The following is a 13,062-nucleotide window of genomic DNA, read 5'->3' as shown; positions in this document are numbered from 1 at the left end:
TCCATGACCGCCGCAAGCCAAACCACCAACCAAGCCGCCCCCAAAACCGCCACGGTGGCCCTGCGGGGGCCGGACGCCGGAACCGCCCGCACCGCCCTGCTGTTCGCCGTCGGGCTGGCGGTGGCCGGGGCCGCGCCCTTCGCGCTCTACCCCGTCTTTGTCATGAAGGTGCTGTGTTTCGCGCTGTTCGCCTGCGCCTTCAACCTGTTGATCGGCTTCGCCGGTCTGCTCAGCTTCGGCCACGCCGCGTTTTTCGGCGGCGCGGCCTACGTCACCGCCCATTCGGTCAAGGTCTGGGGCCTGCCGCCGGAGGCGGGCTTGCTGCTGGGCGTTCTCGCCGGGGCCTTTCTCGGCTTGATCTTCGGGGTCATCGCCATCCGCCGCCAGGGCATCTATTTCGCGATGATCACGCTGGCGCTGTCGCAGATGGTCTTCTTCATGGCCCTGCAAATGAAGTTCACCGGCGGCGAGGACGGCATCCAGGGCGTGCCGCGCGGCGTTCTGTTCGGAATCTTCGACCTGACGCAACCCTTGACCATGTATTACGCGGTGCTGGCGATCTTCGTCGTCGGCTTCGCGCTGATTTGGCGCACGGTGCATTCGCCCTTCGGCCAGGTGTTGAAGGCGATCCGCGAGAATGAGCCGCGCGCCATTTCGCTGGGCTACCGCACCGACCGTTACAAGCTGGTCGCCTTCGTCCTGTCGGCGTCGCTGGCCGGGTTGGCGGGCGGAACCAAGGCGCTGGTCTTCCAACTGGCCTCGCTGACCGACGTGCAATGGCAGATGTCGGGCGAGGTGGTGTTGATGACCCTGCTGGGCGGCATGGGCACCCTGTTCGGCCCGGTGGTCGGGGCCGGGTTGGTGGTGACGCTGGAAAGCTATCTGGCGGCGACCAGCCTGCCGGTTCCGGTGGTCATCGGCGCCATCTTCGTCGTCTGCGTGCTGCTGTTCCGGCGCGGCATCGTCGGCGAAATCCTCGCCCGGTTGCCGGGGGCGCGCTGACCCGGACAGTTGGCGGCGTGTTTTCCTGAAACGAGACCTTCCCCAAGGGGGCCTGACGGCCCCCTTCTTTTTCCCCGCGCGCGTTGTTTCAAGAGTTCATTCGTTTTTTCCTTTGCCAATGCGACGCCGACGTCTGTCCAGCGCTGTGACGCTGCGTCCAGAATTGCGGACAGAGACAACAAAGGACGCCCGATCCCACAATCATCATGTCCAATCATTTCCGTGTGTTGCTGTTTTTTCACAACGCCTTGTCCGGCTGGCACGCGATTTGCGCAAGTTAGCGAAAACACCACGCAATTCCGGGCCGACGGGTCTCCGGCGAAACGCCTGAGGCTTCAACCAGCGCGGCCCAACCAGCGCGACAAGGGAGGTTATCATCACCATGGACGGCTCCAGCGTCATCGCCTCATCCCTTCACGACCGACATCTCGACCGGATCGCCGACGCGGCGGGTGGCATGTCGGTGGACATCGCCGAGATCTCCGGGCGGATCGAGGACATCAGCGCGCGCATGGATCGCGGGGCGGCGACGCTGGGCAATTTGCACGCCGCCTCCATCGCCATGGCGCAAGCGGGGGAGCGCATCGCCGGATCGGCCCGCGCCACCTGCGGGGAGGTGGACGCGGCGCGGGGCCGGGTTGACGGGTCGCGCGCGACGCTGGACGGGGCCATCGGCTCGATCAACGCGCTGGTCTCCACCGTCGGGGCCATCGACGCCGAACTGAACGAACTGCGCGAGGTGATGAAGGGCGTCGGCAAGGTGGCGCGCGAGATCAACGCCATCGCCCGGCAAACCAACCTGCTGGCGCTGAACGCCACCATCGAGGCGGCGCGGGCGGGCGACGCCGGGCGCGGCTTCGCCGTCGTCGCCACCGAGGTCAAGGCGCTGTCGCGCAAAACCGCCGAGGCGACGGTGGAGATCGAAGGCACCCTGCGCACGCTGGACGAACGGGCGCGCCGCCTGCTGGACCATGGCGCGGCGGGGACCGAGCGCGCCGCCGCCGTCCGCAGCGGCGCCGACGCCATCGCCGGGGTGTTCGCGGCGGTGTCCGAGGTGATGGACATGGTGGCGACGGAATCCACCCGCATCGACGGCGAGGCCGCCACCATCCATGACCAGTGCCGCGACATGGAAGGCCGCATGGCGCAGATCGCGGGCGACATCGCGTCGTCCAGCGCCGACGTCGGGCGCGCGCGCGATCAGGTCGCCTCCCTGCTCAGCTTGGGCGAATCCTTGATCGAGGCGACGGTGGACATGGGCGTCGAGACCGTTGACAGCCCGTTCCTGCGCCGGGCGCGGCAGGTCGCCATCCAACTCGCCACCCGGCTGGAAGCCGGTCTGGCCATCGGCGAAATCAGCGAGGCCGACCTGTTCGACGAGGAGTATGTCCCGGTCGCCAACAGCAACCCGCGCCAGTTCAAGACCCGCTTCACCGACTTCACCGACCGGGCGCTGCCCGACATTCTGGAACCGGCCTTCGCCGCCGACCCGCGCACGGCGTCCTGCGTGGCGGTGGACCGCAACGGCTATCTGCCGACCCACAACCAGCGTTACGCCAACCCGCAAGGCCCCGACCCGGTGTGGAACGCCGCCCATTGCCGCAACCGCCGCATCTTCGACGACCGCGCCGGGCTGGCGGCGGCGCGCAACCGGAAGCCCTTCATCCTGCAAACTTACCGCCGCGACATGGGCGGCGGGCAGTTCGTGACCATCAAGGAAGTGTCGACGCCGATCCTGGTGCGCGGTCGCCATTGGGGGGCCGTGCGCCTGAACTACCGCCATGAATCGGCGCGCAAAGCCGCCGATCATCAACCAACCAACAGGCATTAGGGAGTGAAGCCATGATGTTGTCGCGCAAGACGGCCATCGTCACCGGATCGACCAGCGGCATCGGGCTGGGGATCGCGCGCGCGCTCGCCGGGGTCGGCGCCGATCTGGTGCTGAACGGCTTTGGCGACCGTGACGAGATCGAAACGCTGCGCCGCTCCATCGCCACGGAGTTCGGCGTCCGCGTCGTCCATCACGGGGCCGACCTGTCGAAACCCGACGAGATCCGCAACCTCGTCGCATTCGCGCAGGACGAATTCGGGCGCGTCGACATTTTGGTCAACAACGCGGGCATCCAGCACGTCGCCCCGGTGGAGGAATTCCCGACCGACCGTTGGGACGCGGTGATCGCCATCAACCTGTCGGCGGTGTTCCACGGCACGCACCATGTCCTGCCCGGCATGCGCGAACGCGGTTGGGGTCGCGTCATCAACATCGCGTCGGTCCACGGCATGGTCGGATCGGTCAACAAGGCCGCCTACGTCGCCGCCAAGCACGGCGTCATCGGCTTGACCAAGGTGGTGGCGTTGGAGACGGCGGGAAGCGGCGTGACCTGCAACGCCATTTGCCCCGGCTGGGTGTTGACCCCGCTGGTGCAAAAGCAGATCGACGCGCTCGCCGCGTCCCAGGGCATCGGCGTGGAGGAGGCCGGGCGTCGGTTGGTTGGTGAAAAACAGCCGTCCAAGGCGTTCGTCACCCCCGACCAGCTTGGCGGGTTGGCGGTGTTCCTGTGCTCCGACGCGGCGGACGGGATGACCGGATCGGCGGTGACGATGGACGGAGGATGGACGTCCCAATAACCACGGATTCGGTCGGTTGTTGACGCTGGCCGACCGCGCGCGCCCCACACGCTTGGCGTCGGTCAGCGTCAACACCCCCTCAGCTCCAACGGCTGTATTTCGCGGCTGACATCACAAACCGTCACAAAAGAATCAAAAAGCGCGACAAATGCCGAAGATCATCCGCGTCCCTTTCCCGCAGGATGCGCCCGCGCGCCGTGCATAGACGCGCGCCTTCCCTTTGCTCTTATGGATGGGTTACTATGTTGACGCCTGATATTGTTGAGAAAATACGCTGCAATGCAGCGAACATCGGCGCCGCGACAGCAACAATCGGTCCGATCTGGGAGGGTGGCGTGGACGACATCGTCGATTTTGAAGCGTTGCGGCAACGCGCCGTTCATTCCCTGTTCGAGCATCTGGAAAGCATGTGCGTCGGCGCCGTCACCGTGGACCGCAACGCCCGCATCGCCTGGATGGATGAGAAGTACAAGACCCTGCTGCGTTTTTCCGGCGACCCGCGCGGCAAGCCGGTCGAAGACATCATTCCGAACAGCCTGCTGCGCCGCGTCATCGAAACCGGGCAACCGATGCCGCTGGACATCATGGAGTTCGGCGACCGTTCCTTCGTCGTCACCCGCTTGCCGCTGTTCGGGGCCGATGGCGCGTTGATCGGGGCCATCGGTTTCGTGCTGTTCGACCGCGCCGAGTATCTGCGCCCCTTGGTCAAAAAATACGAAAAGCTGCAAGAGGAGTTGGCCCGCGCCCATCAGGAATTGGCGCATGAACGGCGCGCCAAATACAGCTTCTCCCAATTTCTGGGATCCAGCGAATCCATTCGTGAAATCAAACGGTTGGGCCGTCGCGCCGCGCAGATGGACTCCACCGTCCTGCTGCTGGGCGAAACCGGCACCGGCAAGGAATTGCTGGCCCAGGCCATCCACAACGCCAGCCCGCGCGCCAACCGGCCCTTTGTCGGGGTGAACGTCGCGGCGATCCCCGAAACGCTGCTGGAGGCCGAATTCTTCGGCGTCGCCCCCGGCGCCTACACCGGGGCCGACCGCCGCCACCGCGACGGCAAATTCCAGTTGGCCAATGGCGGCACCCTGTTTCTGGACGAAATCGGCGACATGTCCCTACCGCTCCAGGCCAAGCTGCTGCGCGTGCTGCAAGAGCGTGAGATCGAGCCGCTCGGCTCCAACAAGGTCATTCGGGTGGACGTCCGCATCATCGCCGCGACCAGCCGCGACTTGATCGGGCTGGTGCGCGACAAGCAGTTCCGCGCCGATCTCTATTATCGGTTGAATGTGGTGCCGATCACCCTGCCGCCGCTGCGCGACCGGCCCGAGGACATCGAAAGCATCGCCGACCGCATCCTGGAACAATTGTCCATCCAGCAAGGGACGCCGCCTCGCGAGCTGCTGGAATCCGCCGTCCAGGTGTTGCGCGAGTATGATTGGCCGGGCAACGTGCGCGAGCTGTACAACACGCTGGAGCGGGTGGTCGCGCTGACCGACGCGCCGATCCTGACCGCCCCGCACATCCGCAGCGTTCTGCCCGGCATGCAGCATCCGGCGGGGGCCACCGCGCTCGCCCCGGCGCAGCTTGGCGCGCGCCCCTTGTCGGAGGTGCTGCACGCCGCCGAACGCATCGCCATCGCCGCCGCGCTGGAAGAGGCGGGCGGGGTGAAGGCGCGGGCGGCCAAATTGCTGGGCATCTCCCGCGCCTCGCTGTACGAACGCATGGTGTCGCTGGGGCTGGGGGCCACCCAATAAACCCGCCCCAAATTCCACTTTGCGGAATTTTGTTCCGAAAATTTGACGTTTCCCGCGATCCCTGCGAGGATGGCCGCAGCCATTCCCCCAGACGATCAAGGACAAACCCATGCGCAGACGGGACGAGGCTCTGGTCGCCGACGACCCGGCGGTGGACGAGGAAAAGGATCCCCGCTTCGTCACCGCGCTCGCGCGCGGTCTGGAACTGCTGCGGGCCTTTCGTCGCAACGAATCGGCGCTGGGCAATCAAGAGCTGGCCGAACGCACCGGCCTGCCCAAGCCGACCATCTCGCGGCTGAGCTACACCCTGTCCAAGCTGGGCTATCTGACCTACGACCCGACGACCGGCAAATACCGGCTGGGCACGTCGGTGCTGGCGCTGGGCTACGCCTGCCTGTCGGGCATGGGCGTTCGGCAGGTGGCCCGTCCGCTGATGCAGGAGCTGGCCGACCAGACCGGGCTGGCGGTGGCGTTGGGCGGGCGCGACCGGGTCAGCATGATCTATCTGGAATGCTGCAAGGGGGCCGGGCCGATCACCCTGTCGCTGGACGTCGGCTCTCACATCAAACTGTCCACCACCGGCATGGGCCGCGCCTATCTCGCCGCCTTGCCGGAGGTGGAGCGCGCGCCGCTGATGGCCAAGTTGGAGGAGCATGAGGGCGACCGCTGGCCCGCCATCCATGACGGCATTCTGCAAGCCATCGAGGATTACCGGACGCGCGGCTATTGCCGCTCCATCGGCTCGTGGAAAAGCGAGGTTCACGCGGTCGGCGTGCCCTTCGTCCCGCGCGACGGCTCACAGGTGTTGGCCTTCAACTGCGGCGGCCCGGCCTTTCTGGTCGATCCCAAACGGTTGGAGGAGGACTACGCCCCCCGCCTGATCGCCATGGTCCGCCGCATCGACGCCACCCTGTTCCACGGGTGACGTCGGGGGCGGCGCTCCGGGGCGTTGGTTATTTCTCCCAATCCGGGGTTTCCAATTTCAAGCCATGGTTGCCGCGATAGGCGGCGACCGGCGGCGAGCGCCAGCCCTCCAGCAGGGCCGGGTCGATCTTGTAGACCTCCACCCCCAGCGGACGGCAGACCTCCAGCGGGTCGCGGGCGTCCGGCCCCCACAGCGGCACGCTGAGATCGCCGCCGGGGCAGGTGGACAGGGCGCAGAGCAGGTCGATTTCGGCGAAGAACTCCAGGAAATCGCCCTTTTTGGCCGGGCAGGCCTTCATGAAATATTTGTCCTCGGCGTTCAGGCCGGTGACTTGGAAGACGTTCAGCACGTCGTGCACGTCGAATTCGGTCAAGCCATAGGGGGCGACGGCGCGGGTCAGGTTGGAATGGCAATGATGGTGGAAATCCTCCCCCGTCAGCATCCGGTTGACGTAGGGATCGCAGCGGGTGCCGAGCAAATCATGGACCCGCCCGCCATGCTGGTCGACGCCGTAGTCAGCCAGCGTGTCGTGCGTGATCGTCACCAGCGGGCGCAGGAAGGGAAGGGTGGACCAAATCCGGTCATAGGTGCTGACATGGGCCTGCTGAAGCTGCCGGGTGCGCGACGCCCACATGCGTTCGCGCGGGTCATGGCGGTTCCAGATGTTCAGATCGGCGACCTGCGGCCCGTCGATGGTGACGATGCGGAAGACATGGCCCGCCGGAACCGTCCAGGCCCGCCCCGACCGGATCGGCACGGTCAGCGTTTCGACCAGCTCGCGCCCCTCCGTTTGTGCGGCGACGCGCTGGTAAAAAGCCCGGTCCACATCCAGGGCGGACCCTGTGCTGGCCTGATAGGCGGCGGGGTAATTGAGCATGGCGGGTCGGTCCTTCCAGGGGACGGGGTGGCGGGATGCGGTCAGCGGGAGGGGAAGCGGGCGAGCAACCCCTGTTCGGATTCGTCGAGATACAGGCGCAGCGCGTCCGCCGCGCCGCCCGCGTCGCCAACGGCCAGCCGCTCGACGATGGCGGCGTCGCGGGCGATCCAGGGCGCTTGAAAGGCGGCTTCGTCGGGGTTGACGGCGAAGCTGAGGCGCAGTTGCGCCAGGACGCTGGCGAAAAACCCGTCGAGCAGCGGGCTGCCGATCAGTCGGACGATTTCGCCATGCAGGCGCAAGCTGTGGGTGCCGACGGTTCGCCACGCGCGCGCCGCCGCCGCGTCCTGCGCCGCCGTCACGCAGTCGCGCATCGCCGCCAGACGCGGCGGCGGCAGAATGGCGGGCGCGGCGGCGACCGCCTGAAGCTCCAGCGTCCGGCGGATCGTGAAGATCTCCCGCACGTCGTCGGCGGTGACGGCGCGCACGGTGACGCCGCAATGCCGGTGATGCTCGGCCAACCCCTCCCGGCACAATTGGCGGAACGCCTCGCGCAGCGTGTTGCGCGACACGCCCAACCGTTCGACCAAATCCGCCTCGACCAACTGTTCGCCAGGTTTCAACTCCCCGGCCATGATGGCGGCGCGCAGGCGGTCGGCGGCGCGGTCGGTCACGGCGGGGGGATGGGGAAGGGCTGGCATCGGCTCCGCGCGAAGGATTGTTCAACAATTATGATTGTTGAACAATCCTGGGTGCGCTGTCAAGGCCCGGCGCGGCAACGCCGCCCGCGCAAAAAATCACCCTCCCCTGCGTCAGCGGGGGAGGGTCGGGGTGGGGGCAAAACGCTGAGAGACAGAGGCGGGCTTACGCCGCCGCCGCCAACTGCAAGGTCTGCTTGGCGACCTTTTCAAAGGCGCGCTCTTCGATCTGGCGGATGCGCTCGCGGCTGACGCCGTAGCGGACGGCCAGATCCTCCAGCGTCAAGGGCCGCTCGATCAAGCGGCGGTTGACCAGAATGTCCCGCTCCCGCTCGTTCAGCACGCCCAGCGCGGCGTTGAGAAGCCCGGCGCGGCGACCGGACTCGCCGCGCTCGATCAGCGTTTCCTCAACCGAGGGGCGCTCGTCGGCCAGCAGATCCTGCCATTCGGAATCGCCTTCCGACGCGATGGGCGCGTTGAGCGAGGCGACCGGCGAGGACAGGCGGCGATTCATCGCCACCACCTCATGCTCGCCGACCTCAAGATCATTGGCGATGCGGGTGACGTTTTCCGGCTGAAGATCGCCGTTGCCGACCTCGCCCAGCTTGCGCTTCAGGCGGCCCAGGCTGAAAAACAGCTTCTTCTGCGCGGCGGTGGTGCCGATCTTGACCAAGCTCCAGGACCGCAGGATGTAATCCTGGATCGACGCCTTGATCCACCACATGGCGTAGGTGGACAGGCGGAAGCCGCGATCCGGCTCGAATTTCTTGACGGCGGTCATCAGGCCGAGATTGCCCTCGGCGATCAGATCGGACAGCGGCAGGCCATAGCCGCGATAACCACCGGCGATCTTCACGACCAAACGCAGATGGCTGGTGACGAGCCGTTGCGCGGCCTTCAGGTCGCCATGCTCGGTCCAGGCCTTGGCGAGCATGAACTCGTCTTCCGGCGCGAGCACGGGGTAGCGGTGGGTGTCGTTGATGTAGCGCGACAGCGATTCACCGGAATCGGTCGAGCGGAGTGCGAGCGCGGCGCCCATGTCACATCCTCATGCGAAGCGATATGACGGAAACGGTTCCCCCGGTAGGCGGGTTCCGGCCTCTCCGACGGAGCAGGCAGTCATATCTTAAGATTTTCGAAAGAAATGTCAAGCGACGTGAACAAAAGGGGGTGATGGCGGCGCGGCCACACCCGGCCTTTTCGGGCCTCCCGTTCCGGTGATTGACCTCCCTCAGTGCGGGCGCCGCGCGGGCTGGGCAGGATGGGCGGGTCGTCGGCCCAACAGGAAAGATCCGTTGCATGAAAATCGCCGTAGGCGCCCAAGACAACCGCAGCATCGCCACCCATGGCGGACGCACCCGCCGCTTTCTGGTGTTCGAGGCGGAGGCGGGCTGTGATCCGATTGAGGAATCCCGGATCGAACTGGCCGAGGACGAGGTGCTGCATCTGTGCGGCGACGGTCGCCCGCACCCGATTGACGCGGTGTCGGTGGTCATCACCGGGGCGTCCGGCCCCGGCTTCGTCGCGCACATGCGCCGCCGGGGGATCGAGCCGGTGACGACGCTGGAAACCGATCCGGTTCAGGCGATCCGCGATTGGTTCGCCGGAACGGTCAAGACCGCCCCGCCCCCCGCCCACCCGCACGAACATCATGATGGCCACCATGACGGCCACCACCATGATGGCCACCACCAGGACGACAACCACCACCAGGATGATGGGGCGAACGCCTAACCCCTTCCTGTCAACCGCGCCGCGTGGCATGACTGAGGCATGACGCCATTCTTCCGAACCGGAGCGGTGATCGCGCTGCTTCTGGCCTTGGCTGGGGGTTGTGCCGCCGTCATCGGGCCGCAAGCGCCCCCCTCGATGGCGAGGCAAGTCCCGCTTGACGCATCGCACCCGTTGGCGGACCGGGTTGGCGCGCTGACCTTTCGGGGCGCGCTGGATCTCACCGGCATCGGCAAAGCGGGCGGGCTGTCCGGCCTGTGGGTGGCGCCGGATGGCGGGCGGTTCGTCGCCATCGGCGACACCGGATTGGTGGTCAACGGTCGTCTCGACCATGACGCCGACGGGCGCTTGATCGGCGCCGACCAAATCCGTGTTCGCCGGTTGCCCGTGGAAGAAGGAATCACCAAGGTCAAACGGCGCACCGACGCTGAAGAGCTGTTGGGCCTGCCGGATGGCGGCTGGGTCGTCGCGTTGGAACGCGACCATCGTCTGTTGCGCTACGCCGCCAACCCCAACGGCCCCAAAGGCGTCCCAACCCCCGTGCCGGTTCCCCCGTCGGTGGAAGAGGACAGCCCCGACAATGGCGGTTTGGAATCCCTGGCCCGTCTGGCCGATGGCCGCCTCCTCACCATCGAGGAAGGCCGGGAAGACAGCCAGCGCGGCGACCCCAGCCAACCCCGCCGCGCCTGGGTGACGGCCAGCCCCGGCCTGCCAACCCAACGAGCGGACTGGTTGCCGATGAGCTACCGCAGCGCGCCGCGCTACCGCCCGACCGCCGCCGTCGGCCTGCCGGACGGCGGCGCTGTGGTGCTGGAACGGCGGGCGTCGCTGCTGGGCGGCTGGTCCACCCGCATCGTTCGCATCCCCGCCACGGCCCTGCGCGCGGGCGCCGACATCCATGGGGAAGAATTGGCGCGGTTGGAATCTCCCCTGCTGAACGACAATTTCGAGGGGATCGCCACCCGTCCAGGACCGAACGGGGAAACCTTGATCTACATCCTGTCCGACGACAATTTTCTTCCGTTCCAGCGCAGCTATCTGGTGATGTTCAGCCTGCCATAACGGCGGAAAACGCTCAAACCAGCAGTTCTGGAACGCGGGGCGATGGCGATGCCTCCGCCTGGGAGCGGCGCAGGCGGGTGGCGGGGAACAGGATCGTCGCCGTGGTGCCCCGTCCAACCGTGCTGGTCAGCAGGAAACGTCCCTCCTGCATCTCAACCAGCGATTTGACCAGCGGCAGGCCAAGCCCGGTTCCGGCGTAGCGCCGGGTGTGCGAGTTGTCCACCTGATGGAACGGCTCCATCACCAGCATCAGCTCGCCTTGGGGAATGCCGATGCCGGTGTCGGTGACGCGGATGCGCAGATTGCGTTCGCTCGCATCGACCATCACCGTGACGCGGCCATTCGCCGGGGTGAATTTGACCGCGTTCGACAGCAGATTCAGCAGAATTTGCCGCAAAGCGCGCTCGTCCGCGTACAAGCTCGGCAAATCGGTCGCCGCCGTCGCCGCAAGATCAATGGATTTTTCCGCGACCTGAGACGCCACCGACCGCAGGCTCTGCTCCACCACATTGCGGATGTCCACGATCTCTTCGTGCAGGGCGTATTTGCCGGATTCAACCTTGGTGGTGTCGAGAATGTCGTTGATGAGACTCAACAGATGCTGGCCTGAGCGGCGGATGTCGCCGACATATTCGGTCTGTTTGCCGGTCATGCGGCCAAAGATGCCGGTTTCCAGCGCCTCGGCAAAGCCGATGATGGCGTTCAGCGGCGTCCGCAATTCGTGGCTCATGTTGGCGAGAAACTGGGTTTTCGCCCGGTTGGCGGCGTCGGACGCCTGTTTGGCGGCGATCAACTCCGCCTCGGCCCGGTAGCGTCCGGCGATGTCCTGAATCAACCGCTGCTGGCTGTCGCGCAGGGCGGATTCGCTGCTTTGCAGATCGACCAGCATGGCTTCCCGCCGCCCGGCCTCGCGCACCAGAACCAGGGTGAGAAAGCCCAGCATCACGCTGCCGCACACCGCCACAGCGATGGAGATTTTTACCTTGCCGCGCCAGGGCGACAACACTTGATCGGTGGACAACGACACGGTCACGACCAGCGGAACCTCCACCGACCGGCGGACGCTGAGGATTCGGCTTGGCCCATCGCTGGAATTGGCGAGAAATTCGGCTCCCTGCGGCCCCACTGTCAACGAGGCGGCGGGCGACGGCGCTGGGTCAGCCGATGGATGAGCCGACAGAACAGGGACGGGGTCATGAACGGGAAAGCGCGCCATCATCGGCCCATTGGCGTGATACAGCGTGACCACCGCGTCGTTGCGCAGCTTCAGCGCCTCGTAAAAGGCGCGAAACGCCGCTGGCTCAATCACCGCCGCAACCACCCCGGCGAACCGCCCGTCGGGGGTTTCCAGCCGTCGGCTCATGCTGACGAACCAGTTGCCCGACACCCGGCCCCGAACCGGAACGCCCAGAAAGTTCCCCGCCGCCGTGCCGTCGCGCTGCGTCGTCAGATAGTCGCGATCAGACAGATCAAGATCGGCGGGCACCCGAGCGCCGCTGTCATGGATTGGGCGACCATCCGCCGAAATCACCAGAAGGGCGCGAATCAACGGCGACAGGGCCGCTTGGCGACGCAACAGCGCGCGCACGTCAGGATCGCCGCGATCCCAACGGTCGGCGCGCACGTCCAAAACCTCGGCCACCCCAGCTAAGACTTTGCCGACTCCTGTCACGCTGTCGGTGGCTTGACGTTCCAGGATCAGGCTCAGGCTCTGGGTTTCCTCCCGCGCCCGCGCCATCAGATCATCATGTTCGCGCAGCAAATCAGCGCCGATCATGGCGTTCAAGCCAAGGATCAGCAGCAGCCCAAACGCGCTCATTCCCCCTTTCAGACGTGAAATCACGCGTTTCCCCGCCTTCGCGCCCCCACCGACGCCGACGAGCCTATACCGTGCAGCCTCTCAAGGAAAGACGCGTTAAAAGCGTCATTTCCCGAAGACGCGCGCTCTTACAACCGAACCGAGAGGGAGGAAAAACGCGTCGCGCTGGACATGTCGGCGCCGGTCAGCACGGCGGCGGCGGCGACCCCAACGATGATCGCGGCGGCAAAACCCAAAAACATGGCCTTCATCAAACGACTCCTCGGCAAGCGTCGCCGGAACGGCGAAAAACAGGGGTGGGGGTGGGCGAAGCTGACCATGGACGAAGCGGGCGTTCACCCGACATCCGGATCCACCACGGTCAAGGCGACAACGGCGGCGTCGATCAACACCTTGCCCGCATGCTCGAAATTCACCGTCACCCGGTTGCGAATCGCCGATTGCACCTGCCCCAACCCCCAATCGGCTTGCGTCGGATGCCGCACCCAGGCGCCGGGAACCAACCCGTCATCCATCACAGTCGTCCCTCCCATCCGCCACTCGCGCCCACTGACGTTACAAGAGGGACG

General features: G+C 66.2%; 13 protein-coding genes. 7 read left to right on the top strand and 6 right to left on the bottom strand.

What is annotated here, in order from left to right:
- Positions 1-3 precede the first annotated feature (3 nt).
- The 5 genes from D3877_RS22250 to D3877_RS22230 all read left to right on the top strand — a co-directional run bounded on the left by D3877_RS22250 (position 4) and on the right by D3877_RS22230 (position 6,309).
- Positions 4-1,002: a branched-chain amino acid ABC transporter permease gene (locus tag D3877_RS22250; RefSeq protein ID WP_119832949.1), complete on the top strand. Its 999-nt coding sequence runs from the start codon at positions 4-6 to the stop codon at positions 1,000-1,002.
- A gap of 382 nt (positions 1,003-1,384) precedes the next feature.
- On the top strand, positions 1,385-2,833 hold the full coding sequence (locus tag D3877_RS22245; RefSeq protein ID WP_119832948.1) for a methyl-accepting chemotaxis protein: 1,449 nt from the start codon (positions 1,385-1,387) through the stop codon (positions 2,831-2,833).
- A 14-nt stretch (positions 2,834-2,847) separates the two neighbouring features.
- On the top strand, positions 2,848-3,630 hold the full coding sequence (locus D3877_RS22240) for a 3-hydroxybutyrate dehydrogenase (RefSeq protein ID WP_119833164.1): 783 nt from the start codon (positions 2,848-2,850) through the stop codon (positions 3,628-3,630).
- Positions 3,631-3,965: 335 nt separating this feature from the next.
- Complete coding sequence (locus D3877_RS22235) at positions 3,966-5,384, top strand: sigma-54 interaction domain-containing protein (RefSeq protein ID WP_238475026.1); 1,419 nt, start codon at positions 3,966-3,968, stop codon at positions 5,382-5,384.
- A gap of 109 nt (positions 5,385-5,493) precedes the next feature.
- Positions 5,494-6,309, top strand: a complete 816-nt coding sequence (locus D3877_RS22230) for an IclR family transcriptional regulator (protein ID WP_119832946.1) — start codon at positions 5,494-5,496, stop codon at positions 6,307-6,309.
- A gap of 28 nt (positions 6,310-6,337) precedes the next feature.
- On the opposite strand, the gene D3877_RS22225 is transcribed toward D3877_RS22230, so the two are convergent.
- The 3 genes from D3877_RS22225 to rpoH all read right to left on the bottom strand — a co-directional run bounded on the left by D3877_RS22225 (position 6,338) and on the right by rpoH (position 8,920).
- Entirely contained in the window at positions 6,338-7,186 is an 849-nt protein-coding gene (locus D3877_RS22225) for an urea carboxylase-associated family protein (RefSeq protein WP_119832945.1), read from the bottom strand.
- A gap of 41 nt (positions 7,187-7,227) precedes the next feature.
- Complete coding sequence (locus tag D3877_RS22220) at positions 7,228-7,884, bottom strand: GntR family transcriptional regulator (protein ID WP_119832944.1); 657 nt, start codon at positions 7,882-7,884, stop codon at positions 7,228-7,230.
- A 163-nt stretch (positions 7,885-8,047) separates the two neighbouring features.
- Positions 8,048-8,920 carry an RNA polymerase sigma factor RpoH gene (gene rpoH, locus D3877_RS22215; protein ID WP_119832943.1) on the bottom strand — a complete coding sequence of 291 codons (873 nt, stop codon included), beginning with the start codon at positions 8,918-8,920 and terminating at the stop codon, positions 8,048-8,050.
- Between the two features lie 260 nt (positions 8,921-9,180).
- On the opposite strand from rpoH, the gene D3877_RS22210 reads away from it, so the two are divergent.
- Together D3877_RS22210 and D3877_RS22205 are read left to right on the top strand one after the other, a co-directional pair.
- A complete protein-coding gene (locus D3877_RS22210) occupies positions 9,181-9,615 on the top strand; it encodes a NifB/NifX family molybdenum-iron cluster-binding protein (protein WP_119832942.1) in 435 nt (144 codons plus the stop codon).
- Positions 9,616-9,654: 39 nt separating this feature from the next.
- The gene (locus tag D3877_RS22205; protein WP_119832941.1) at positions 9,655-10,674 is read left to right on the top strand and encodes an esterase-like activity of phytase family protein; all 1,020 of its coding nucleotides are present in this window, start codon (positions 9,655-9,657) and stop codon (positions 10,672-10,674) included.
- Between the two features lie 13 nt (positions 10,675-10,687).
- On the opposite strand, the gene D3877_RS22200 is transcribed toward D3877_RS22205, so the two are convergent.
- From D3877_RS22200 to D3877_RS22195, 3 genes are all read right to left on the bottom strand, one after another.
- The gene (locus D3877_RS22200) at positions 10,688-12,493 is read right to left on the bottom strand and encodes a sensor histidine kinase (RefSeq protein WP_119832940.1); all 1,806 of its coding nucleotides are present in this window, start codon (positions 12,491-12,493) and stop codon (positions 10,688-10,690) included.
- A gap of 128 nt (positions 12,494-12,621) precedes the next feature.
- Entirely contained in the window at positions 12,622-12,744 is a 123-nt protein-coding gene (locus D3877_RS30900) for a hypothetical protein (protein ID WP_274379643.1), read from the bottom strand.
- A gap of 84 nt (positions 12,745-12,828) precedes the next feature.
- On the bottom strand, positions 12,829-13,008 hold the full coding sequence (locus D3877_RS22195) for a DUF3553 domain-containing protein (RefSeq protein WP_119832939.1): 180 nt from the start codon (positions 13,006-13,008) through the stop codon (positions 12,829-12,831).
- Positions 13,009-13,062: the final 54 nt, after the last annotated feature.

Origin of the sequence: Azospirillum cavernae (assembly GCF_003590795.1) — a bacterium.
GTDB lineage: Bacteria > Pseudomonadota > Alphaproteobacteria > Azospirillales > Azospirillaceae > Azospirillum > Azospirillum cavernae.
This window is presented reverse-complemented; position numbering and strand designations above follow the sequence as displayed.